Annotated in this window: 24 protein-coding genes; 8 read left to right on the top strand and 16 right to left on the bottom strand. The window is 57.5% G+C overall.

Annotated features, from left to right (window positions below; translation table 11 throughout):
- Positions 1–32 precede the first annotated feature (32 nt).
- Positions 33–581 (bottom strand): hypothetical protein, encoded by a 549-nt coding sequence (locus ACIROY_RS19605; RefSeq protein WP_402279152.1) that lies wholly within the window; start codon positions 579–581, stop codon positions 33–35.
- Positions 582–764: 183 nt separating this feature from the next.
- Here ACIROY_RS19605 and ACIROY_RS19600 point away from each other — a divergent pair, with 183 nt between their 5' ends.
- On the top strand, positions 765–1,343 hold the full coding sequence (locus tag ACIROY_RS19600; RefSeq protein ID WP_402279155.1) for a TMEM175 family protein: 579 nt from the start codon (positions 765–767) through the stop codon (positions 1,341–1,343).
- Between the two features lie 683 nt (positions 1,344–2,026).
- Here the strand turns inward: ACIROY_RS19600 and ACIROY_RS19595 are convergent.
- Genes ACIROY_RS19595 through ACIROY_RS19585 form a run of 3 tightly spaced genes read right to left on the bottom strand, consistent with a single transcriptional unit; the run spans position 2,027 to position 4,471 of the window.
- Positions 2,027–2,665 (bottom strand): hypothetical protein, encoded by a 639-nt coding sequence (locus ACIROY_RS19595; RefSeq protein ID WP_402343457.1) that lies wholly within the window; start codon positions 2,663–2,665, stop codon positions 2,027–2,029.
- 57 nt (positions 2,666–2,722) lie between these two features.
- Positions 2,723–3,451 (bottom strand): site-2 protease family protein, encoded by a 729-nt coding sequence (locus tag ACIROY_RS19590; RefSeq protein ID WP_402343454.1) that lies wholly within the window; start codon positions 3,449–3,451, stop codon positions 2,723–2,725.
- 9 nt (positions 3,452–3,460) lie between these two features.
- Complete coding sequence (locus ACIROY_RS19585) at positions 3,461–4,471, bottom strand: DUF2167 domain-containing protein (RefSeq protein ID WP_402279161.1); 1,011 nt, start codon at positions 4,469–4,471, stop codon at positions 3,461–3,463.
- Between the two features lie 430 nt (positions 4,472–4,901).
- On the opposite strand from ACIROY_RS19585, the gene ACIROY_RS19580 reads away from it, so the two are divergent.
- Positions 4,902–5,186 carry a hypothetical protein gene (locus ACIROY_RS19580; RefSeq protein WP_402279163.1) on the top strand — a complete coding sequence of 95 codons (285 nt, stop codon included), beginning with the start codon at positions 4,902–4,904 and terminating at the stop codon, positions 5,184–5,186.
- 808 nt (positions 5,187–5,994) lie between these two features.
- On the opposite strand, the gene ACIROY_RS19575 is transcribed toward ACIROY_RS19580, so the two are convergent.
- From ACIROY_RS19575 to ACIROY_RS19550, 6 genes are all read right to left on the bottom strand, one after another.
- Positions 5,995–6,462, bottom strand: a complete 468-nt coding sequence (locus ACIROY_RS19575) for a hypothetical protein (protein WP_402343451.1) — start codon at positions 6,460–6,462, stop codon at positions 5,995–5,997.
- Positions 6,463–6,555: 93 nt separating this feature from the next.
- Positions 6,556–7,092: an RNA 2'-phosphotransferase gene (locus tag ACIROY_RS19570; RefSeq protein WP_402343448.1), complete on the bottom strand. Its 537-nt coding sequence runs from the start codon at positions 7,090–7,092 to the stop codon at positions 6,556–6,558.
- Positions 7,093–7,210: 118 nt separating this feature from the next.
- On the bottom strand, positions 7,211–7,618 hold the full coding sequence (locus ACIROY_RS19565; protein ID WP_402343445.1) for a hypothetical protein: 408 nt from the start codon (positions 7,616–7,618) through the stop codon (positions 7,211–7,213).
- Between the two features lie 378 nt (positions 7,619–7,996).
- Complete coding sequence (locus tag ACIROY_RS19560; RefSeq protein ID WP_402343441.1) at positions 7,997–8,320, bottom strand: hypothetical protein; 324 nt, start codon at positions 8,318–8,320, stop codon at positions 7,997–7,999.
- A gap of 71 nt (positions 8,321–8,391) precedes the next feature.
- Complete coding sequence (locus tag ACIROY_RS19555) at positions 8,392–9,441, bottom strand: hypothetical protein (RefSeq protein WP_402343439.1); 1,050 nt, start codon at positions 9,439–9,441, stop codon at positions 8,392–8,394.
- An 87-nt stretch (positions 9,442–9,528) separates the two neighbouring features.
- Positions 9,529–10,185 carry a DsbA family oxidoreductase gene (locus ACIROY_RS19550; RefSeq protein WP_402275921.1) on the bottom strand — a complete coding sequence of 219 codons (657 nt, stop codon included), beginning with the start codon at positions 10,183–10,185 and terminating at the stop codon, positions 9,529–9,531.
- 213 nt (positions 10,186–10,398) lie between these two features.
- Here ACIROY_RS19550 and ACIROY_RS19545 point away from each other — a divergent pair, with 213 nt between their 5' ends.
- Together ACIROY_RS19545 and ACIROY_RS19540 are read left to right on the top strand one after the other, a co-directional pair.
- Entirely contained in the window at positions 10,399–10,830 is a 432-nt protein-coding gene (locus tag ACIROY_RS19545; protein WP_402275918.1) for an SRPBCC family protein, read from the top strand.
- A gap of 40 nt (positions 10,831–10,870) precedes the next feature.
- A complete protein-coding gene (locus ACIROY_RS19540) occupies positions 10,871–11,326 on the top strand; it encodes a MarR family winged helix-turn-helix transcriptional regulator (RefSeq protein ID WP_402275916.1) in 456 nt (151 codons plus the stop codon).
- Between the two features lie 9 nt (positions 11,327–11,335).
- On the opposite strand, the gene ACIROY_RS19535 is transcribed toward ACIROY_RS19540, so the two are convergent.
- Entirely contained in the window at positions 11,336–11,797 is a 462-nt protein-coding gene (locus ACIROY_RS19535; RefSeq protein ID WP_402275914.1) for a hypothetical protein, read from the bottom strand.
- A 178-nt stretch (positions 11,798–11,975) separates the two neighbouring features.
- Here ACIROY_RS19535 and gcvA point away from each other — a divergent pair, with 178 nt between their 5' ends.
- The 3 genes from gcvA (at position 11,976) to ACIROY_RS19520 (ending at position 14,626) form a co-directional block, all read left to right on the top strand.
- Entirely contained in the window at positions 11,976–12,881 is a 906-nt protein-coding gene (gene gcvA / locus ACIROY_RS19530) for a transcriptional regulator GcvA (protein WP_402275911.1), read from the top strand.
- Positions 12,882–12,966: 85 nt separating this feature from the next.
- Positions 12,967–13,794 carry an EamA family transporter gene (locus ACIROY_RS19525; protein WP_402275909.1) on the top strand — a complete coding sequence of 276 codons (828 nt, stop codon included), beginning with the start codon at positions 12,967–12,969 and terminating at the stop codon, positions 13,792–13,794.
- A 58-nt stretch (positions 13,795–13,852) separates the two neighbouring features.
- Positions 13,853–14,626: an SDR family oxidoreductase gene (locus ACIROY_RS19520; protein ID WP_402343436.1), complete on the top strand. Its 774-nt coding sequence runs from the start codon at positions 13,853–13,855 to the stop codon at positions 14,624–14,626.
- Between the two features lie 40 nt (positions 14,627–14,666).
- Here ACIROY_RS19520 and ACIROY_RS19515 read toward each other — a convergent pair whose 3' ends face one another.
- Positions 14,667–15,449 carry an alpha/beta hydrolase gene (locus ACIROY_RS19515; protein WP_402343433.1) on the bottom strand — a complete coding sequence of 261 codons (783 nt, stop codon included), beginning with the start codon at positions 15,447–15,449 and terminating at the stop codon, positions 14,667–14,669.
- Positions 15,450–16,097: 648 nt separating this feature from the next.
- On the opposite strand from ACIROY_RS19515, the gene ACIROY_RS19510 reads away from it, so the two are divergent.
- Positions 16,098–18,701, top strand: coding sequence for an autotransporter domain-containing protein (locus ACIROY_RS19510; RefSeq protein ID WP_402343430.1), 2,604 nt, complete (start codon positions 16,098–16,100; stop codon positions 18,699–18,701).
- A 19-nt stretch (positions 18,702–18,720) separates the two neighbouring features.
- Here the strand turns inward: ACIROY_RS19510 and ACIROY_RS19505 are convergent, their stop codons facing one another.
- The 4 genes from ACIROY_RS19505 to ACIROY_RS19490 form a co-directional block, all read right to left on the bottom strand.
- A complete protein-coding gene (locus tag ACIROY_RS19505) occupies positions 18,721–20,280 on the bottom strand; it encodes an FAD-dependent monooxygenase (RefSeq protein ID WP_402343427.1) in 1,560 nt (519 codons plus the stop codon).
- 236 nt (positions 20,281–20,516) lie between these two features.
- Complete coding sequence (locus ACIROY_RS19500; RefSeq protein WP_402343424.1) at positions 20,517–20,774, bottom strand: hypothetical protein; 258 nt, start codon at positions 20,772–20,774, stop codon at positions 20,517–20,519.
- Positions 20,771–21,220, bottom strand: a complete 450-nt coding sequence (locus ACIROY_RS19495) for an ArsR/SmtB family transcription factor (RefSeq protein WP_402343421.1) — start codon at positions 21,218–21,220, stop codon at positions 20,771–20,773. Before ACIROY_RS19495 ends, ACIROY_RS19500 begins: the two co-directional genes overlap by 4 nt.
- Before the next feature lie 29 nt (positions 21,221–21,249).
- A complete protein-coding gene (locus ACIROY_RS19490) occupies positions 21,250–21,741 on the bottom strand; it encodes a VOC family protein (RefSeq protein WP_402343418.1) in 492 nt (163 codons plus the stop codon).
- Positions 21,742–22,037 lie beyond the last annotated feature (296 nt).

Genomic DNA, 22,037 nt, shown 5'->3' with positions numbered 1-22,037 from the left:
CCTGGCCGATTGCGGACTTCGGTGAATAAGATTCAAACGGGATGGGGAGAGGCTGTGAACGAACGATAGTCCTGATCCCATAGCCTGGCCACCCAAAATCTCTCAACATAGTAGGCGATCTGCTCGTGCGCCTCCTTCAAGGATAAAGCGCGAGCCCAACTGACATATTTAGCAAACGCAGTTCGTCTCTCACTCAATGCACTGACTACATCTGCCGTAGACAGCGTTGAGAAGTCTAGTCGCCCATAGGGAAGAGACATCAATCTTGATGGATCAAAAGTCCAATCATGCGGATTAGTGTTCAGCAACGCCTCGCAATCGAATACCCATGGATATTCCCCGGGTTCACTGGGAGCCACAGCGGGAACAGTTTCGGATTTGTCTCGCAGAAACGAGTGGCGAAAACAGGCAAGATGAGCCATCGCTCCACCGCTGGCAAGCCGTCCCCCACCGCGTACCCAAGCAATCTGGACCATCCCGTCATCGCTTAGCAGTCGCGCCCCTTTCTTTTGGAATCCGAGGGCTTTTAACGGATGGGTGACTATCTCGTCAAAAATCTCTTCAAATTCGTTTTTCTGCATAACTTCGCATTTGCCTAAAAGCGTTTTCGTACCGGATCATAGATTCTACACAGTCAGCTTCTGGCCGATTGTGGTGCCACGCTTGGGACTTTACGGTGTTGACGATGCCTATCCTGTCTTGCGGGGCTTGATCGTGCTCGACAGGATTGACGCCAGACACGTTTCCATGGATGCTGTAGGCCCATGAATAAAGCGCGACTGGAAGCATTCAGCGACGGCGTTATCGCCATCGCAATCACGATCATGGTGCTGGGCCTCAAGATGCCGGACGGCGCGAGTTTGGCCGAGTTGCTCAAACTGGTTCCACAGTTGCTCAGCTACGCGCTGAGCTTCACGTATGTCGGCATCTACTGGGTCAATCACCATCATCTTCTGCAACTGGTCAGCCGCGTCAACAGTCGCATTCTGTGGGCTAACCTGCATTTGTTGTTCTGGCTGTCACTGATTCCTTTCGTCACCAATTGGGTCGCCGAACATCATCGCGATCCTGTGCCCGTAGCCTCGTACGGCGCCGTGCTGCTGATGTGCTCGATAGCGTTCCTGGTGTTGCGGCGTACGTTGATTGCAGCGGAGGGGGGCGACTCCCGGCTGGCGAAAGCCATCGGCAAAGGCGTAAAGAACTCTGCTTCGATCTTGTTGTACGCGCTGGCCATTCCCTTGTCGGTCTGGGATCCTCTGACCGGTACCGTCATCTATGTCGTGCTTGCCGTGCTCTGGTTCGTTCCAGATCATCGCCTGGAAAGTTCCGGTACTCGCAGCTGAATTCGGCTGAGCATACTCGCAGTTCTTAAGTGCCTTCAAGATTCGCGGCACTCGCATGGCCATAGCTCTTTTCTTTAGGAATAATGAAAAGAGCTATGACTGCTTCTGGCCGGTTGCGGACTTCGCTATCGAAGCGTATCCAACCATTTTCTATCAACGGCAAAAAGCCCGCATCTTGCGGGCTTTTTGCTTCTTCAGATGTACGTTTTGTTTATATTCCCTCGCCCTTGGTGGTCAGTGACTGCTTTAACTGATTTACCGAATCAAGGAGTGACAAGATGGTCGACCAGAACACATAGATCAAGAAGAACATACCAACAATGGGAATAAGAGTGACTACGACATAAACAGGGACGTTCTTATTTGTTCGTGCCGCTATTTGCGCGACAAAGACTGCATAAATCAACTGTACGATAAACATCGGTAAGAAACTGATAAGTGTCGCGCCCACAATATTTCCTTTTCTGATTGGTTATAAACATTATGAATTGAAAGACGAGATTTATATTCGTCCATGGCTTTCCACCCTTAGCCAATTGAGGACATCGCGAACTGTATCAAAAAATCCCGCAAATGCAGGCTTCTTTCTTTTCATGAAAGTCTGCTTCTGGCCGACAACCGACATTGCGGAACTGTAGCAGCAACAAACTCGACATTTACATGTCAGGAGAGATTCTCCGGCGCTACTGCGCGCTCTGAGGTAGTTTTCGCAATTCAACCGGGCTCGGAATATCATTCCAATCCATCAACACCTGCTCGCTGCGCGGCCCGTTCTTGCGCAACCAGTCGGCCATTTCCGGCCCCACCTTCTGGCCATAGATGCGGTGCGAATGCACGATGATGAGACCCGTGCCATCCATCAGTACAACGCGTGCGAATACGGCCTCGAGAAACCCCTGGCTTCCTAGGACCGCGCCGATGAAATGCTCAGCGGGGCGGATCTGGGTACGGGGGACCGAATTGGTTCGCAGGACTTTTCCGGCGGCTTGATAGGTGCTTAGTATTCTGTTGGCCAGCTCCGCTAATTTGTCTCCATCGGAGACCTTATCGATGACATTGATGGTGATCATGTCGTTCCACCGGCTCAGGTCGCTCTCGGCTGGCGGCGTGAATTCGTTCTGACCGTTCTTTGACCAACGATGAAGGTAATTCACGCCATCGAGGTTGAGGTCGTTGGCGCTTGCCGCCTGCGCCAGTGTCGGCATCAGTGCGAAAGCGAATGCCAGGGCCCGCAGATAACGTACTTTCGAAGCTAAACGTTTCATTTCGACGTCCTTTTTTTGTTGTCGATGGATCAGGCCTTGTCGTATCAAGTACGTCATGGCAGCTGCTGCCCGACTCTGGACTTCTGCTGACCGTATTGACGGTCGTTCGCGCGATCAGGAGTGAATGGCTCGCACGGCGCCCAACATGTCATGCACGCCAAGCGCCATCATGGCGAGAAATGCGATCAATGCCAGGTAGCAGACACTGTAGTTGAGCTTGGTTGCAGCCGAAACCCCGTAATAGCGCGCATTGTCAGAGTGACTCGGGTCGTAATTCCAAGCCAACCGGAGTTGAGGCAAAGCCAGTATTGCGGCCAGGATCAGCATAGGGCTGGGATGATAGATGAACAGCCCTATCAATACTGGAACACCAGCGAACCAAATCCGTGGCGACAACACTGCAGTAATACGGCCGCCGTCGAAGGGAGACAATGGGATGAGATTGAACAGGTTGAGGAAGAAGCCACTGTATGAGACTGCAAGCAGCAGCGAGCTGTCCATCTGCCGTGCCGCGAAATAGCAGACCAGAGCCGCAATGCTGCCGGCAAGTGGGCCGGCCATGCCAACATAGGCTTCCGTTTCGGCATTAAAAGGCTTGTCCTTCATCTCTATCCAGGCACCGACGAATGGGACGAAAGTCGGCAATCCTACGTTCATCCCTCGATTACGGGCTGCCCAATAATGGCCGTATTCGTGGATCAACAGCATGCAGATGAAGCCCAGCGCATAGCGCCAGCCGAAGATCAACGTATAGGCTAATAGCGACAGCAGCATTGAACCGCCGGACGCAAGCAGTTTACCGAGCTTGAGCCCGGAGAGGGCAAACACCAGCAGTTTGATCATGATGTCTGGTCAGTGCGGATCGGTCTGCCTGGATTGCGACGCTGGAGTGGTCGGCGCTTCGGGTGTCGGCAAAACGGGTGCTGCCGGAGCAGGCGTGTCCTCAGCAAATACAACCGGGGGAACAGCCTTCGGCTTTCCGGTAAAAAACTTCTTGAAGGCTACGCCAAATCCGACTACTGCCAACAGGATCACCTTGAAGAACTTAGCGGCGAACGCGGCGATGACGGCTAGCAGGCCCAGTTTTTTGACCGCGACGCCCGCAACCAGCGCGGCAAGGCCGTATTCGGCAACATGGTCGGTGGACGAGTTGAAATCGGCGTATCGCTTGCCGTCATTGAAACTGATCGCCGCGAGCAGCTGTTGTGCCGTGGGCTTGTATTGCTGCAGCAGATCCAGTGGGCTCACCATGGTGAGCGAGAGATAGCCTTCGCGACCCAAGGCCAACGTACGGTAATTTACGGAGAGGTCGGCAGGGGCATCGTGCTTGTCTTTGCTGCCGATGATGGCCGACCACACCAATTTGTGTGTAGCTGCATCATATTTGGGTACCTCTGCCCAACCGGTCACTTCGATCTCGGGAATCCCGTGTTGCTTGCGCTCAGCATTGGCCGTGTCGGTGCCCTCCTTAAGGTTGCTCAGGATGTCGTCCGCCTTCCAATCCTTGGCATCGTCGTCGCGCACGTAGCCGCCTTTTTCCACAGTCAGCACACTCATCCATGAACTTGCAGCGTCGGTAGGAAGAATGATGCCGACCAATGCTTTTTCATCGACACGATTTCCGAGAGAACGCAAATAGCGGGCTGCTGCCGCCGAAGGTATGAATGCGGTCTTGGCTGGCAGGGCAAGCTTTGCCTGATCCTGGATGTCGATGGAAGCAGGACCATGCTGGAGAACCTTTTCAGCCTCCTGTGCGGCAGCTTTTTGCTCGGATTCGGTCGCTTGATCCAGGGCGTTGGCGTTGCCAAAGATAAGGAATAAAAATGCAAAAAAAACAATGAAGAAACGCGATGGAGCTTTCATGGATGGAATTCCCCCTTTTTTATTTGTTGATGTGGGCGCATTGGTGCAGCCGCATTTTGACAGAAAGGAAGTTCCTGCGGTATGAGATTTCTTGGCGTAACAGCTTCTGGCCGGCTACAAATGTCAATGCGTTCGCGAACCCACAGCTATCTCTTAAATACCTACCAAGTAGTATTGAAATTTAATGTCCGGATGTTGTGCTTCGTGCATAAATCGGCGAAGGCTGAATTTGCCCAGCGGATGGGAACTGAAAATCTTCGCAGGGCTCGACAGGCAATGGAGGCGCTGAGTAAAGCCGCAGTGCCGGCATTGCCATCTTCGGACTTGGTTGCGTAGCACGAGGCCGCGTCGGAAAGATGTCCTTATGCTCAGCCCCTGCGTTACGCTATCCTGGCGGCTCGCGACGTGAGACACGGAAAGGAATTCTGGCATGGATAAACAACGCATTGTCGATGTATTGGCGTCACTCGACGCAATCCACATCCGCAGCATCGACACGGCAGAATGCGATAGCGCGAAGTGGGCGGCGACCAGAATCCGCAATGCGGGCGAGGCCGATATGGCGGACGTGCTCAAGGATCTGAGTCGGCACCTGTTCTCGTTCAAAGGCCCCTTTTACGAGTCATTTGATGACAGCAAGGAATTGGACGAAATGCGGTCGATCTGTCGGCGGTCTATCGAGATTGCAATGGATGCCGCGGGCACACGTGACTAGCGTGAAGTTCGTGTTGAGGTCGGCTTCTGGCCGATTGCAGCCGTACATTTTAGGAGGACGGCTTTTTCAGTCGCACTTTTTATAAAAAATCCCTGTTTTTTGGAACATATTTATTTATCAACGCGACGACTCCTGTATATAAACTTCCCGACACAAGCCCAAAGCTCGAGAAAAATATTAATCGCCGCCAAGCGTAATGAAGTAAGAAATTTGCGTCATGCCACTTGCTCCAGTCTTTCGGGAAAATTGGCATGTCAAGCAATAACCAAATACCGGTAGAACATGCAATTCCACCTATGACGTATCGCAACCTATTCTTCGGAAACCGCCATTCCACCAGCGCTAGCAATGGCAATCCAACGATTGCACTCACGAACGCTCCAATGAAGAATAGAGCGGACATCCCCCAGATATGTGAATAGTCAGATGTATAAAAAATATACGGCAGCGATATGCCTAGCAGCACAACCAGTCCACCACACGCTGGCAAAGCAAAAATTCGTAAAACCGTATTTTTAGTTACGCGATTCATTGGTACGTGCATCCCAAGAGTTTCCCCAATGTCAGCAACTGGCCGGAAGCGGACGCTCAGTAGCTACTAACGCCACCATGGCCCTATGAGCCAGATAGATAAAACAAAGGAAAATACACAAGTAATGACTATCCAGTAGATGGTTTTTTGCTTTTTGGTTAATTTCTCATATTCGCCTGGTCGAAAAGATGGTCCTGCCATGTGAGGTCCTCATACGTTGAAATAAGAAAATCCTATTGAAGCAGTGAAGTCCGCAACTGGCCGGAAGCAGCCTTATTAAAATATTGTTGTGACAATCTCGGCCCACTCTGACTTTGCCTCTTCATCGGACAAGAATATCTTTATAGTTGGAGCCCAAAATTTCCCCTCCCTTACGGCACACTCCAAGGTCGAGTCTTGGAACGTGAAGACATAGTGAACTAGGCCTGTCATAAATCTGCTTCTGTTGTGATTTGGATGCACAGCGTTCTGTCGCTCAAGTTCAGCAAGCCAGGGAGAATTATCAATGCGATGAACGCTGTAGAACTTTAGCCCAAACTGGGCAAGTGGATGCCCACCTAGTGCCTCATCGTTTGGAGAACCAAACCGGAACGAATTAACCAATGGAAATTGAATCACGACAATTTCATCTTTTTGGGTGAGATATCGCAAACACAATTTTGTATCGGTTGCTAATAGAGCGACTTCCGATGAAGTGCCTGGTGTGGGCCAAGAATCAAGCAAAACGACAATCGGTGTTGACATGACTTCCTGTTCTAGTAAGTTACGAGAGACTGTTTATGGCCGATTACGGACACCGAAGGAACCGATGTTACTTTTCCGTCACCCTGTTCAGGGTCATTGTGTGAGTTTACTCAGGTAGTTGGTGGGTACCGATTCCGTTAGCCAAACTCCGTTGTCCGACACATAAAAGACATGACCATGTGCGGCCATTGCTTTTGCATCGACCAGCAAGATGACGGGATGCCCATGCCGGCTACCGACTTTCTCGGCAACAGCCGAATCAACGGAGAGATGGACATGCTGCCGATTTCCAGGATGCAATCCGCCTGAGAAGATGGATTCCAAAAATCGGCTTGCTGTTCCGTGAAATAACGTGTCTGGCGGCACACTGGGCGGCAGTCCTAGTGCAACCTCAATAGAGTGGCCCTGATTTGCCCGGATTCGCTGACCATCAGTACTCAACGCAAAACGCTTCTTGTCACTGCTCGCAACAATAGTCTCAATCATTGTGCGGTCGATAGGTTGGCCGCTGGCGTTCGCCAATCGAATCAGTTCATCCATGTTTGCCCAGCCTTCGTGATCTAGGTTAAGACCAATTTTGTCTGGCTTATGTCGAAGCACTAAACTGAGAAACTTACTACGTGCTTCCATCGTTTTTCGATCACTAGTCATACTTTACTTCCATCTTTTCTTTTTCGTCGAATTTCACCAAAGTCAACGTCTGTCCTATAGAAGGCCGCACTAACGAAATCTGACTTCTACTTACACCTTAGTCGTACATATCCTCTTCGCAGATCCAGTCTTCCACATCGAGAATGACTATTTCGCGAATCCATTGCGTGAATGTCTGGGATTCCATCTTCGAATAGAGAAGTGGTGTCGAAAATTCTAGTCGTTTTGAGAAACACAAATGGATGGTCACAACTCTATCTTCAATGACGCCGTTGCGAACGACGAAGAATGCAAAGTCGTCCATGTCTTGACGCCGAGCGAACAGGTATACGTCGAAGTCAGCACCGGTCTCTTCAAGAAATACTTTCGCAAAAGTTCTATTTTTATCAAAATCGGCAGGAGCTTTCATCGTGGCGTCCGTATCGGAAAAATACCAGGGTTGCCAGTTTTCAAGCCCTTTAGCAAGGAACCACCTATATGCCAACGGAAAGATTGAGTTATTCATCGCGCTAGTCAAAATTTAAAAATATTAATTTGTATCATTTATAAAGCGACGGCTACTTCTGTAGGTGGTGTTTCTATGGCCGCTACTGGCCGATTGCGGACCTTGGCCCTAAGTTTGTCGCGCAACTTTATCAGGAACCGCCCCGTATTCGCATTAAGAACTGAAAATTCCGCTTCGCAATTCGCAATTGAGCCGCATGTAATAAGCCTTTGCGGCCGGCTATAAATCCTTATTGCGAAGCAAAAAATGACCTAAGTTATTGATTTTTATGATTTCTACATCGGACTTGTAATCAGGCGCTCCAGACGGAAAAACGCCCGCAATACGCGGGCGTTTTTCTTGCATGCCGGATGTCAGCTTCTGGCCGGTTGCTGCCTTTTAGTCAGAGGCTTCGCATGCCGCAATTTCAATGCGACCCGCTACCACTTCAAAACATCCAAAATCTCCTTCGATAGTCAGTCTGGTAGGAGAGAAAAGTACTGCGTCAATCTCGCCAAGACATGGTCGGCCGTCATGAGTACTACGGCCTGCTGTGAAATCGAGGCGATGAAAGAAAATTTGCACGTCGATACCGTCTAATGTTATGGCGTCAATTCGAGCTTTCTTACCTTCGGTAGTAATAATTTTTAAGGCTGCATAGGTTTTATTTTCCTGCCAATTAATGGAGAGAAGATCGCCATCCAATATGTCTTCCAAGTTCATGCGTAGCTCCAGATGCTGAATTCAGACGGCCGCTCCTGGCCGATTGCGAACGTTAGTTATCAGACTAAGCGCTATACGTCTGGAGGTAGCAATTGTCTCTCGGAGAGAGCCAGAAATTTCACCCGCGGCAAAAGGAAGAACAGCCCCTCAGCATCAGGTCTAAGGGACTGCAGCAGGGCACATTGAACGTCCTCCCGGTTTGCACTTAGGGGTTCGACAGAGTGAATATCTATCGGCAAACGAATGGCCGCAATGGCGACTTTGGTTTGCCCGGCGTTGGCCGACGGAAACTCCACTACCGCAGCATCCTGAGACGCCAGTTTTCCGACGGCCTCATTCCAGTCACCGAACATCGTCCGCCAAACGAGGGGAAGAGAGGCCTCCCCCTGGCGTCTTAGGCTCATCGTGAGACCTGGAGCGCTCCCGGCTCCAGGGTCTATACAAACACACGCTTCGTCTCCACCCACCTCGAAGAGAAAACGGTTCGGCAGGTGAGAAGGTAACGCGTCGCTGAAAAGTCGCGTTCCCACGACATGGATAGCACTGTTCATGACATTACTGACGAATGCAACTGTTGGTATCCGAGGCCCATCAAGAAGGGGTTCCGCCAAATAAAGCCGCCAGTTGCTTTGCAGCGGGGATGGCATAAGGCGACGCAAGAGTCCTGCCGCGCGGGGACCGAAATGGCCATGACGATACGTCAATATCGTTAGCGGCGTGCGACCATTGCAGTCCCACAAACGTGCGCCTGGAGGCGCCAGGGCTGCTGCCAATGAGGTGTCTACAAGCCAATTTGCGTAGACGACATCAACAACGTCACTTTCAAGAACGGGAAACGGTAGCCGTGACATGAAAGCCCGCCGAACGTTAGCTAGCCGGACGGAGTTAAGTAAAGCGTTCAGCAGCTTTCCAACCCAACCTTTGGTCGGATGGATATAGGTGTGATTCATTTTAGTCTCAGCTTTGGCATGCGGCTTGTTATCAATGGAATCTTCTATGTCCGCAACTCGCCGATTGCAGCCCTTTGTTCCGGGTAACTCAAAGTCAAGGAGCGATCGCTTCGCGGTCTTGATGCAAAAGAAGCGCCAGCTGCCGACTGGTATTGCTGCGACAACTACCATGTCGATTTGATTCCTTCCTCGCTGGCGGTCGCTTCCGGCGCCCGACCTCTCCGGTCAGCGCCAAAGCGCGCACAGTCCTTGCCGCCATCACTCTCCGTTGTCGCCTGCCAGAATAGCCCGAAGCTGCTCTTCAAATACTTCCGGCGGCTGGCCTCCCGAAATCAGGTAGCGGTCATTCACGATGACGGCCGGCACGCTGCGGATGCCGCGCTGGGTCCACAGCGTTTCTTCTTGCCTCACTTCCTGAGCGAATCGATCGGACGCCAATACTTCGCTTGCCTCGGCGCCATCCAGGCCGGCTTGTGTGGCGAGTTCCGCCAGCACGTGTCTGTCTGCGATGTTTTTGCCGTCAGTGAAATAGGCCTTGAGCAGGACCAGTTTGAGCGCCGCTTGTGCATTCTTCTCTTTCGCCCAGGCGAGCAGGCGGTGCGCGTCGAAGGTGTTGTAGACGAGGCTGGCGTCATCGCGGTTCATGGTGAAACCGACGGTGGCCGCCCGGGCGCGGATCTGTTCGCGGTTGATGCGCGCCTGGTCGGCGGTGATGCCGTATTTCTCGGTGATGTGTTCCAGTTGCGGCTGCCCGGCTGCGGGCATGCCGGGGTTGAGCTCGAAGGGGTGGACGGCGAAGTCGATGCGCGTCTCCGGACCGAGGCGTTCGAGCGCGATATTGAGGCCAGCCAGTCCGATCGCACACCAGGGGCATACCACGTCGGAAACGAAATCGATTTTCAAAGCATTATTCATGGCGATACCTTATGGCATGGCGCCCGTCGTCGGGCGGCGTTGATGGATGAAGACATTGTAAGGCGGATGCGCGAGTGCCGTCCGGGGCGTCCCGGAGATGTGCGGCGCCGGCCGCGTGCCGACATCTCCAGGTGACCCGAGTGACGGCAATAAAGGGTTGATCATTTAAATATGTATGCTTATAATAAGTTTACTTATTAAATGGAGTTCAACATGCCAGTCACCACGCACGCCACTGCTTCCTATCATCACGACACCATTGCATCGGCCGCCGCCATCTGGGAATTCTTCAAGGCCGTTTCCGATTGGAAGAGCTGGAATGCGGGCGTATACTCTTGCGAGCTTGACGGCCCCTTCGCCGAGGGCGTCTGGATGAGGATGGTGCTGCCTGATCAGGAAGTCATCCGGTCGCAACTGATCGAAGTCAGCGCGCCCAATTCGTTCACGGACGAGACCATGCTTGGCGACGTTGCGGTGCGCGTAAAGCATGAAATCCGTCCGCTCCCGAACGGGACCCATCGGATTGTGTATACGATCGATGTCGAGGGGGAGGGCGCCGAAGATATTTGCGCCGGTGTTTCCGCAGACTTTCCGGATGTCTTGCGCGCACTCGCGGCCCAGGCAGAAACGCAGCGCAGCCAGTGAGCCAGGCAATCCACGTTGATTTCACAGCACCGAGGTATGAATGTCAAAGACCAAGCCGCTTCCGACCAGCCATCACGGACCTTCAGACAGTCCGGGTTTTTTGCTCTGGCGCATATCCAATACGTGGCAGCGTGAACAGCGCGCCGCCTTGCAGCCGCTGGGTTTGACGCATACGCAATTTGTGATGCTGGCAGTCGCCACATGGTTTGGTTCGGACGAGCCGCTCACGCAGATGCGCTTGTCACAGCTGACAGGCAGCGATCCGATGACGACTTCTCAGGTAATCAGGGCCTTGCTTGCAGATGGGTTGTTCGAGAGGGAGGCCCATCCTACCGATACCAGGGCCAAGGTCATCTCGGTGTCCAAGGCAGGACGTGATCTTGCGCGCAAGGCGGTGGTTGTCGTCGAGGCGGTCGACCGCAAGTTCTTTGCACCCTTGGGCGAGCAACAGTCCAGTCTCGTGCATCTCTTCCAGAAATTGCTCGACAAGCAATAAGCGCCGGCATCACACTGCCGGATTCTCCTGATGCCGGTAAAGAATCGCTTTCAGGAACAGCTTGAGATCCCGCTCCAGGTCGACGCCAAAATCCTGTCTGGCGATGCCCCGAAATGTCGCCGGCTCCAGCAAAGGATCGATGTCATCGGTCGTCCGCACGGCGCCACCCAGCGCGTCGAATCTGACGGCATAGGAGTAGTCGGGATTCGCTACGGAATCGGGATTGTGCGCATGACGCCGCACGTGGAAACTCAGGCTCAGGTATTCCGGCTTCTGGGCATCCTCGCACACTTCACCGGCCCACCAACCCGCCGCCTGCAATTCAGTTCTCAATGCTGCGACCGTGTTCTTCACCGTGTCCGCGGCCCTGGCGGTGATCATGTCAAAGTCCTCCAGCGCCTGCCGCAATTCATCTTCCGCCGCTTGCTTCTCGGACGCTATCTCGCGCAGCGCCTCAGCCAGTATTCCCATGGTTCTTCTTTCAGTTCGTCGAAGAGGGAATGGTAGCCGACAAGCGCCGGAAATCCATGAAGAATTTACCGGCAGGGCGACTCGCTGGCTGATCCTTTGCGGCGAACGTACAGAATGTTCTATCATGAGCTTCCATTCATGAAGAGCGGCTTGCGACTTGTCCGCCGGGAACGACACGATGAGAGACCTGCCGCCTACCGCCACCCTGCGCGCCTTTGAAGTGGCGACACGCCACGCTACCTTCACCTCCGCCTCGGAAGAGCTGCATGTCACCCAGAGCGCGGTCAGTCATCAGCTCAGGCATCTCGAGGAAATCTGGGGGCTGCAGTTGTTCCAGCGCGGGAAGTCGTTGACGCTGACACCGGCCGGCGCAGCGCTGGCGCCGATCGTGCGCGCGTTCTTCATGAATCTGGAGGCGACGCTCACTGACCTGCGCGAGCAGAAGGGCCGGGTCCGGCTCAAGGTCAGCACCACCTATTCCTTCGCGCTGAAATGGCTGCTGCCCCGATTGCCCGCCCTGGCCGAGCAACATCCAGAAATCCTGGTCACGCTGGAAACCACCGACAAGGCCATCAACTTTTCCAGCGCGGAGCCGGACGTGGCGATTCGGTTCGGCACCGGCAACTATCCGGCGCTGCACTCGGAATTCATGTTCAGGGAACAGATCTTCCCGGTCGCCAGTCCCGACCTGCTCAAACGCTTCGGCATGCCGCAGGAGCCCGCCGAATTGTTGCGCTATCCACTGTTGACGCGAGACGGCGCAGACCTGGTGCCGAAGTGGGAGTTCTGGTTCCAGCAAATCGGCGTGGGCATTTCTGCGCTCAAGGAAAACGTCCGCTTCGCCGACACCAACATGACCATCGAGGCGGCATTGCTAGGCCAGGGAGTTGCGCTGGCGCGCAGCGGCCATGTCGAGACCGAGCTCGGGGAAGGCAGCCTGGTGCGGTTGTTCGACCTGCCGTTTCCTTCTCCGGTCGCCTACTATTTCGTCTGCCCCAAAGGCGTCGAATCGCAGCCGCACGTCGTCAGCTTCCGCAACTGGCTGCTGGAGGAGTCGGGCAGGGCCGAGCAGGGCTACAGATAAGAGTGCAGAGGGGTATGAAGAATTGCTCATCCCTGAATGAAGAGACTTCGCTTTAGTCGGGGCGCCGGTTTGCTTAGTATGGCGCATGCCCTTTCACATCATTGCACTGATACTTTTTGCGGCGCTCCTGCACGCAAGCTGGAACGCCCTCTTGCGAGGCGGCGCCGACAGGCTGTGGTCGATGACCATCATGTGTCTGGCGGTGGCGCTTGCCAGCGGCGCTGTCGCCTTGTTCCTCGCACCACCGGCCAGGGCCAGCTGGATGTACGCGGTGCTGTCTGCGGTGCTGCATGTCGGCTACAACCTGTTTCTCGTGCGCAGCTATCGCGCCGGCGACCTTGGACAAACCTATCCCATTTCACGCGGCTCTTCCCCGCTGCTGATCACCATCGCGGCATCGGCTTTTGCCGGCGAGCGGGTGGCGCTGAGCGCCCTGCTTGGCATCGCACTGGTGGCCGGCGGCATCATTTCGCTGGCCTTCAACGGCCGCAAGCTGGCCGTGCCGAGCCTGCCGTATGCGCTGGGTACCGGCTGTTTCATTGCCGCCTACAGCGTGGTGGACGGCATCGGCGTACGCCTGTCGGGCGCGCCGATGGCGTACACGGCATGGATGTGCGCCTTGTGGGGTGTGCTGATGCCGGCGGTCTACATCGGCCTGCGCGATGCCGGCAGTTTATTCACCATGCGGCCGGGATTCCTCACCGCCTTCGTCGGCGGCCTGGTCTCGCTGCTGGCATATGGCATCGTCATCTACGCCATGTCCGGCGCACCCATGGGCGCCGTGTCGGCGCTGCGTGAAACCAGCGTGCTGTTTGCCGCGCTGATCGGCTATTTCTTCCTCGGCGAGACCCTCACCGTGCGCAAGATGCTGGCGTGTGCGGTGATTGCCGCCGGCACCATCATCATCGGTTGACGGCGCATTGCTGCGCACGCCTGCCTGTTTTTTTCACCACCACACAAAGGTCCTTAACATGGATACGGTCTCACATGCCGACTCACAGGCGCCGCTGATTCTGATCACGGGCGGAAGCCGCGGCGTAGGCGCAGCGACCGCTCGGCTCGCCGCCGCGCAAGGTTATGACGTCGCCATCAGCTTCGTCGCCAATGAGCCCGCCGCGCTCGCGGTCGTGGCCGATGTCGAGGCGCTCGGACGTCGCGCACTGGCGGTGCGTGCAGACAGTGCCGATCCTGAACAGGTCGTACAGTTGTTCGCCGCCATCGACCGAACCTTCGGCAGCATCGACGTACTCGTCAACAACGCCGCGATGCTGGCGCCGCAGTCGCGGCTGGAAGATCTTGGATTCGTGCGCATGCAGCGCATCTTCGCCGTCAACGCGATCGGTCCCATCCTCTGTGCGCAGCAGGCGGTGAAGCGAATGTCGACGCGTCACGGCGGGAGCGGCGGCGTCGTCGTCAACATCTCCTCGGCCTCCGCCCGGCTCGGCAGTCCCAACGAATATGTAGACTACGCTGCATCGAAGGGCGCCCTCGAGACCTTCACCACGGGCTTCGCCAAGGAAGTGGCGCGCGAGGGGATACGCGTCAACTGCATTCGCCCCGGGCACATCTATACGGAGATGCATGCCAGCGGCGGCGAGCCGGGACGGGTGGATCGCGTCAAGGATTCGATCCCGATGGGAAGAGGCGGCCAGCCCGAAGAAGTCGCGCGCGCGATCCTGTGGCTGGCAAGCGCCGAGGCGTCCTTCATCACCGGCACCTTCCTGGACGTCACCGGCGGCAAGTAAGTTGCCGGACGCGCTCAGTTGTTCCGCCGCCGCGTTTTTCTCATTTGCAGCGCGGTTGGATCGCCAGCAATTGAGGCCAGCGCACATCCCAGTCTCCGTCGTGCGCCATGCCGCTGACCACTTGCTCTTGCGCGCAAGCGCCGACGTGGGTGACGAAGCTGTGCACGATGGCCGGCGGAACGATGCTGTCGTCGGCGCCGCTGAAATGGCGTTGCGGCAGGCCGGCGACCTTGGCGGCAACATCCATCGGATTGAGCGAGTCCGGCATCAGCGAAACGCGGTGCAGGCGATTGACCGCGTCATGGTCGAGGTTGCCCGCCACCGTGCGCAAGGACGCGACATCCTGCCGTCTGGCGGCAAGCAGCACGGCAATTGCACCGCCGCCCGAATAGCCGACCAGGTTGACGCGCTGCCCTGGCAAGCGCTCCATGTAGCGGCTGACGGCGTCATTCATCGCAGCCACCACTTCGGGCGCGAAACGTTTTCTGGTCCAGTAAGCGGCATCGCATTGTGGGTTGTCGCTCATCGGTGTGAACTGGCACGGCCGCGCCAGATACACCACGTTGGCGCTGCGGTCCGCCGCCGCCAGCCGCAGGCCCAGTGCACGGTGCGGCGTCGGGTCGTCCGACGGCTGGATGCGCGTACGCCAGGCCAGGCCGTCGCCTTCGATATACACGGTGACGGGCAAGTCGGTACGCAACAGGCGCACATACGCCGTCAACACAAACGATCCCGCGGTTACTTGTTCATGCTGCAAACCAGCCGACTGCGCGATCGCGTCCGCCTGCCTGCGTGGCGCCTCGGCACATCCTGTAATCAGCATGCATAGCCCGACGTACAAGACTACGCACAGTATGCGCGTGAGTGCCGCCGGCATCGTGGTGCATGCGTTCCTGGGTTGATGGCAGAGCATGTTTGTCGGCATTGTTGAGTGTTTTTTGCAGCAGGCCATAACGTAACTGCGGCGCTCCATTCGCGCAAGTCGTTTGGCAGGGCCGCCGTCGCAAACAAAGCAAATCCACTGCTTGTCCAATTGATAATTAAAAATTTCAAAATAGCGAGACAGGCGATCAAGCGGCGGCGGGCGCCCCTGTAGTATTGCCCGCAAAAAAAAAGGGGCAATGCAAATCTGGTCGGTTTCAAACGCCCCTCCACGGCGTGACTTTTGATCGTTTTTTCGTCGTCTTATCCGGCAAAAACCACCGGCGTTGTAGCGCGTTTGGGCTACATACCGGATGGGGGTTTCTCTATAGCCTGTGGAGGCTATGCAGCGCGTAATTTGCGTTGTTGCCCACAAGATAAAAATATGAACCGCAACCAAAATGATCATCCGGGGGGATGCATGTTTCGACTCGGCAACGACCGCGTCGCACGTCGCTTTCTTTCGTCGTCGCTATTGACCTCGGCATCGAACTCACTTTGGCGGCGTGTACGCATCGTGGCAAAAGCTGCATGGCCAAGTGTCATCGCGTTGACGACGGCTCTCCTGCTGCTGATGCCGGCGAGCTGGTTTAATCCGGCCTATGCGGTCGGGCCGACGATTACCGTGTCGATCGGAGCCGCCAATCTGCAGCGCGGCCTCGCCGCCACTTTGCAGGCAACCGCCAGTGGCGGCACTGCCCCGTATACATACGCCGTTACCGGCGGTGTGTTGCCGGCAGGACTGAACCTTGCCGCAGCTACCGGCACCATCACCGGGATACTTTCCACCGCCGGCGCATATTCGTTCACGCTTACCGCCACCGACAGCAACAGTTTCACCGGCGCGCAAGCGTTCATCGGCACCGTCGGTGCGGGCGCACCGGTGACCGCCAATAGCGGAGCAACGGTGGGCTACGGCAGCAGCAACAACAGCATCCCAGCGTCGATTAACGGTGGCACCCCAACTTCCCTGAACATCACCACGGGGGCGGCGCACGGCACGGCAACACCCAGCGGCGTCAACACATTTACCTATACCCCGACCGCCGGCTATAGCGGCACGGATGCCTTCAGCTATACGGCGACCAATGCAGTCGGCACCTCGGGCGTGGCGACCGTCACCGTCACTGTCGGCGCGCCGACGATCGTGATTGCGCCATCTACGGCATGGTTTGCCACGCAAGGTGCGAGCTATACCCAGACGCTGACCTGGAGCGGTGGCGCTGCACCCTACAGCACCATCACCGTAACCGGCTTGCCGACGGGATTGACCTTCTCCACAACACCTTCGAGTGCGACGATATCGGGCACGCCGACGCAGGTGGGAAGCTTTTCCGTGACGGCATCGGCAACCGACAGCAGCACGCCGACACCAATCCCCAAGATGCAGACTTTCACGCTGACGGTCAGCGCCGGCGTTCCGGTTGCAGTGGCTGACAGCGCCAACACGCAGGCGAATCAGGCGGTGACGATTCCGGTGACGGTCAACGATAGCGGGTCCATCACCTCGGTTTCGGCAGGCGCACCTGCGCACGGCACAGCCGTCGTCAATGGCCTGAACGTGCTTTATACGCCTGCCGCCAACTATGTCGGCGCCGACAGCTTCACCTATACCATCACCGGACCGGGCGGCACGTCTGCGCCGGCTACGGTGAGCGTGACCGTGACATCGCCGGGCGCGCCGACTTCGGCGGCGCAAACCGCTACCGTGCAAGCCGGGCAAGCCATCACGCTACATGTCGGCGCGGCTGCCGCCAACGGCCCGGTCACGGCTGTCGCGATTGCCGCAGCACCGGGATCAGGCACCGCGGTGGTGAGCGGTACCGACATCATCTATACGGCAGCGGCAGGATTCAGCGGCAGCGTGCAGTTCAGCTATACGCTGACAAATGCCTTCGGCACATCCGCAGCGATCATCGTGAACATCACCGTCGCCGCACGCTCCAATGCCGCCAACGATGTGCAGGTCAAAGGACTGGTCGCAGCGCATGGACAGACCGCCAGCCGTTTCGCCACGGCGCAGCTGGGCAACTTCAGTCGTCGTCTGGAAAGCCTGCACGGCGACGGTTGGGCGCGCTCCAGTTTCGGTCTTGGGTTTGCACAGCCGGTCGCACCGGCCAAGCCGCTGCTGGCGCAATGGAACGAGGACGAAGTCGATCGCGTGGTCGGAGCACCGTTGCAGGCGGGCATGCGTAAAGTGGGCTGGCCGCTGCTGAGTCAGGCGAGTCCGGTCGGCACGACGCCGCTCGCCGGCGCCGGCAAGGATCTCGACGCCTTGCCTGAACTTCCGAACAAGACCTCTAGCAATGCCAAGCAGGAGTTGTCGTTGTGGATCGCCGGCACGGTCGACTTCGGCCAGCGCAACGCCAATGGCCAGCAGGAAGGTTTCCGCTTCACCACCAACGGCATCAGCATGGGCGCCGACTATCGCCTGAGCGATCAGCTGACCATCGGCGTGGGTACCGGCTATAGCCGCGATCGCAGCGACATCGGAGAGAACGGCAGCAAGAGCGTCGGACAGAGCGTGGTGGCTACGGTGTACGGCAGCTTCCGGCCAACGCCGAACATCTTCGTTGACGGCATGCTCGGCTACGGCGCGCTCAACTTTGACTCGACCCGTTATGTGACGGATGACGGCAGCTTCGCCACCGGTCAGCGCGGTGGCAATCAACTGTTCGTCGCGCTATCGAGCGGCTATGAATTCCGCGGCAATAGCTGGATGTGGTCACCTTACGGCAAGCTCGACCTGGCCTCGACCACGCTGGGGCAATACACCGAAACTGCCGCCGGCAATAGCGCGCTGACCTACTTCAAGCAAAGCGTGCGCACCAGCAGCGGCACGCTCGGCCTGCGCACCGAAGGCCAATACCTGAGTCGTGTCGGCATGTGGACGCCGCGCGGCCGCGTCGAATACCGCCGGCAGTTTTCCGGAGCAGGCGAAGCGGGGATTTCGTATGCCGACCTGGCATCGTCAGGGCCGGCGTACGTGATCCGCTCCGACGACAGCTTCACCGGCAACTGGACCGCGGGTATCGGCATGCGCCTGCTGCTGGCCGGTGGTACGTCCTTCGTCGTCGACTACAGCAGCAATCTGAATGTCGGACAGGGACGTTATTCGTCGATCCTGTTCGGAATCAATGTGCCCTTACGTTGATGAGCGGTCGCAGGCGCTTTCAAAACCACCGTGCAGCAACCTGAGCAACTTCCTCCGGATCCGCAGCGCCGTCGCCGGCCCACGCGACGATGCCGTCCGGCCGCACCAGCAACGCGCTCAGGCCGAGTTTGTCGCCGGCGTCCGTCGCGCAATACGTGATGCGCTCGTTCCAGCGGCGGATGGCTGTTTGCAATGCAGCATCGGCGCCAAAATCCAGCAACAAACCTTTGCCGTTGCGAAGATGCTCGCCGAGCCGGCTGCCGTCGGCCAGTATGAAATCCGGCGCGCTACGACCAACCAGCGGATGCTTGTCACCGAGTTCATAACGCAACGACAAGCCCCAGACCCGTTCGGCGAAATAGGTCGCGCCGTCGCGTGTGGCGATCAGATCGCGGATCACGGCGGCGAGCGCGCGCGAACTTTCGTCCGGTCGCATGAGGCCGACCTGCGCGCGCGACCAATCGAGTATTTGCGCACCCACCGGATGACGTTCTGTCTCATAACTGTCGAGCAAGCCATCCGGCGCATCGCCGCGAATGGTCGCCGCGAGTTTCCAGCCGAGGTTCATCGCATCGCCCAGCCCAAGGTTGAGTCCCTGACCGCCCAGCGGTGAGTGGACATGTGCGGCGTCACCGGCCAGCAGCACGCGGCCTTTGCGATAAGTCGCAGCCTGGAAGGCGCGGTCGGTCCAGGTCGCGGCGAGCCTCAATGCCGTCACCGTGACGTCAACGCCGGAGATGCGGCGCAACACCGACTCCACATGTTCCCGCGTGACCGGTTGCGTGCGATGAAAAGCGCCGCCGTCGAAGTCGACCATGGCGATGGTACCGGGCGGCTGGAAGGTGAACATGCCGGCGGGCGTGTAGTGGCGACCCGGCGGCAGCAATTGCGGATCGGCCATCTCGGCTTCGACCGAGTAGCCGGTGAACTCCGGTTCGGTGCCGGCAAATCCAAAGCCGCCGATCTTGCGCACCGTACTGCGTCCGCCGTCGCATCCGACCAGCCAGCGCGCACGGAAAGTCTGAGCGCCGGCGTGAATGTCCACGTGCTCATCCGACTGTTCGACGCTATCCACGCCGGCGCCGCGCATGATCTCCGCACCCACCGCGTCAGCGCGTGCGGCGAGAACCGCTTCGATGTGTTGCATGTCGGTGGCGATGCCGGCATCGGCCGGACCAGATAAGTGATAGGGCCACTTCGCGTGATCGACCTGATCGAGATAAAACTGCATGCCGGCGAAGTGGCCGCCGGCGCGCCGCGGCTGTTGCAGCCAATGCGGCATGGAGGCTGTCGCATTGGCCGCAGGCGAGGGCGCCTTGACGGCGTCCAGCAAGCCGCGCCGATGGAGGGCCTCGACGGTCGGAATGGACAGGCCGCGCATGCCGAAGGGCAATTGCTTCAGCGGCGATTGCGGATTGCCGGCCTGCTCCAGCACCAGCACCGATACGCCGGCAAGGCGCAATTCGCAGGCGAGGAACAGGCCGACAGGACCGGCGCCGGCGACGATGACATCATGGATCGGGAGAAGGGGGGGAACTGATGAAACGGATGGAGCAGGTGGAACGGATGACGCGTGCATGAATGACTCCCTGATGATCGTTCGACCGGAGCGGTTCGTTGTCTTGAGAACCGCACAGACGAACAGAAAGCGCCGGATGGCGCCGATGTTCGTCGTGGGACTCATGCACGGGCATGGACAGAGCTTCTTTTAGAGAAGGACCTGGGCTGGACCACACCAAGTCTGCCTTTTTCGACCTGCGTAATATAGCCGCCGGATGGCGGACGCGCAAGAGCGCGATTTTTTTCTTGCAATACTTAACGAGCCGCCAGGGAAGGAATCAACACGGCCTTGCCGCTGGCGGTGACGGTCAGGGCACGGCTGGCTTCATCCCGCCGAAGCCAGCCGCGGTCAATGAACGCATCCAGCAAGGCCACCGCCAGCGGGCCGGCAAAGTGGTCGCGTCGCTCCGACCAGTCGACGCAGCCGTACAGCGCGCGTTTGCTTTGCAAACCATCCACCAGCTCCGCCGGCAGGCCGAGTTCCTTCAGACCAACGACGCCCGCCTGCGTCAACGGATAGTCATGCCGTCGCCTTCAGCGCTTGCGACCCAGCCCCGTTCGACGAAGCTCCGGCACAACTGCACACCCAGCTCGCCGGCGAGATGGCCGTAGCAACTGCGCGCATGGCGCAGCCCGCGCATCGCCGGCGCTTGCCAGCGCGTGTTTTCCGGCAAGCTGCCATCGGCCACGCGCAGCAGGGCTTCGAGCGCATGCGCCACGTTGCCGTCGGCCAGCATGAAATAACGATGCCGGCCTTGCGCGCGTACGCTTGCCAGCCGCTCGTCCACCAGCAGCTTCAGATGTTGCGACGCCGTGGGCGCCGTCACGCCGGCGTGGTCGGCCAGTTCTTTCGCCGTGTAGAAGCGGCCGTCCAGCAAGCGCGACAGCATGAGCGCCCGCGTCGGGTCGCCGATGGCGGCGGCGACACGGGCAAAGCGGGGTTGGGCAAGTGGATTCATGTCGGATTCCCGGAAGATGACGTCGGATACTACGATACACGTCCCGGGCCGGACGCGAGATCCGGCCGGTACAGTGAAATGTCGTCGTACTGCGCCAGTTCGATGTAATTTCCTTCCGGGTCCTGGAGCAGTGCAATGCGCAAGTCGGGCCTGATCCTGACAGGCGCAGCCAGGGATGCGGCGCCGCATTCGAGCGCGAGCTGCGACGCTTCATCGATGTCATCGACGATGAATGTCAGGAATGCCGCGCGGGGCTCCCGCAATATATTCGTGGCGGCCCTGGATCGGGGCGCGTGGACCGTCGGATTGCTCGGCGCAAGTAATTTCAGCCGCTCGCCGAACGGCGCCTGCAGCCTGGCAACGGCATAGCCGGCGTCGCAAAAGAGGGAGCCGCCGGCAGGCACGGGGGGCGCCACGATCTTGTTGACCAGCGAGAACGAAAACGCAGACACATAGAACGTGATCAGTTCGTCGATGTTGATGCAGGACATGCCGATTTCGGTCGGTGCGAGAATGGCCACGGAGTACTCCAGTCAGGAAAGAAGCGATGCGACAAGTGTAGAGCCGTCTGCACCGTGAATGCTTCGGTCCGGAACGAACTGTCGCCGCAGCCTTGCGCCCAGCCAATGTGTCGCGCTTCCGTATCACTTTCATCTCACTTCGGTCTTGCTTCCTCGACATCCTGCGCACGGACCTTGCGCAATAGCGCCAAGTCATGAATGATGTCCCGAGACGTCCTTGATGCCGCCCGCTGAAAAAAAGCACGCTCAGTCGCTTCAATTTTCTCTCCCGGCAGCCGATAAGCAACAAGGGGAAC

This window comes from Herbaspirillum sp. NPDC101396, assembly GCF_044767365.1.
In the GTDB taxonomy this organism is placed as follows: domain Bacteria; phylum Pseudomonadota; class Gammaproteobacteria; order Burkholderiales; family Burkholderiaceae_D; genus Herbaspirillum.
Note: the sequence above shows the minus strand (reverse complement) of the source record. Positions and strands in the feature narration are given on the sequence as shown.

Coding starts and splice junctions, on each gene's coding strand:
- ACIROY_RS19605 (WP_402279152.1), bottom strand. CDS start 581: ATGCAGAAAAACGAATTTGAAGAGATTTTTGACGAGATAGTCACCCAT.
- ACIROY_RS19600 (WP_402279155.1), top strand. CDS start 765: ATGAATAAAGCGCGACTGGAAGCATTCAGCGACGGCGTTATCGCCATC.
- ACIROY_RS19595 (WP_402343457.1), bottom strand. CDS start 2,665: ATGACGTACTTGATACGACAAGGCCTGATCCATCGACAACAAAAAAAG.
- ACIROY_RS19590 (WP_402343454.1), bottom strand. CDS start 3,451: ATGATCAAACTGCTGGTGTTTGCCCTCTCCGGGCTCAAGCTCGGTAAA.
- ACIROY_RS19585 (WP_402279161.1), bottom strand. CDS start 4,471: ATGAAAGCTCCATCGCGTTTCTTCATTGTTTTTTTTGCATTTTTATTC.
- ACIROY_RS19580 (WP_402279163.1), top strand. CDS start 4,902: ATGGATAAACAACGCATTGTCGATGTATTGGCGTCACTCGACGCAATC.
- ACIROY_RS19575 (WP_402343451.1), bottom strand. CDS start 6,462: ATGTCAACACCGATTGTCGTTTTGCTTGATTCTTGGCCCACACCAGGC.
- ACIROY_RS19570 (WP_402343448.1), bottom strand. CDS start 7,092: ATGGAAGCACGTAGTAAGTTTCTCAGTTTAGTGCTTCGACATAAGCCA.
- ACIROY_RS19565 (WP_402343445.1), bottom strand. CDS start 7,618: ATGAATAACTCAATCTTTCCGTTGGCATATAGGTGGTTCCTTGCTAAA.
- ACIROY_RS19560 (WP_402343441.1), bottom strand. CDS start 8,320: ATGAACTTGGAAGACATATTGGATGGCGATCTTCTCTCCATTAATTGG.
- ACIROY_RS19555 (WP_402343439.1), bottom strand. CDS start 9,441: ATGGTAGTTGTCGCAGCAATACCAGTCGGCAGCTGGCGCTTCTTTTGC.
- ACIROY_RS19550 (WP_402275921.1), bottom strand. CDS start 10,185: ATGAATAATGCTTTGAAAATCGATTTCGTTTCCGACGTGGTATGCCCC.
- ACIROY_RS19545 (WP_402275918.1), top strand. CDS start 10,399: ATGCCAGTCACCACGCACGCCACTGCTTCCTATCATCACGACACCATT.
- ACIROY_RS19540 (WP_402275916.1), top strand. CDS start 10,871: ATGTCAAAGACCAAGCCGCTTCCGACCAGCCATCACGGACCTTCAGAC.
- ACIROY_RS19535 (WP_402275914.1), bottom strand. CDS start 11,797: ATGGGAATACTGGCTGAGGCGCTGCGCGAGATAGCGTCCGAGAAGCAA.
- gcvA (WP_402275911.1), top strand. CDS start 11,976: ATGAGAGACCTGCCGCCTACCGCCACCCTGCGCGCCTTTGAAGTGGCG.
- ACIROY_RS19525 (WP_402275909.1), top strand. CDS start 12,967: ATGCCCTTTCACATCATTGCACTGATACTTTTTGCGGCGCTCCTGCAC.
- ACIROY_RS19520 (WP_402343436.1), top strand. CDS start 13,853: ATGGATACGGTCTCACATGCCGACTCACAGGCGCCGCTGATTCTGATC.
- ACIROY_RS19515 (WP_402343433.1), bottom strand. CDS start 15,449: ATGCTGATTACAGGATGTGCCGAGGCGCCACGCAGGCAGGCGGACGCG.
- ACIROY_RS19505 (WP_402343427.1), bottom strand. CDS start 20,280: ATGCACGCGTCATCCGTTCCACCTGCTCCATCCGTTTCATCAGTTCCC.
- ACIROY_RS19495 (WP_402343421.1), bottom strand. CDS start 21,220: ATGAATCCACTTGCCCAACCCCGCTTTGCCCGTGTCGCCGCCGCCATC.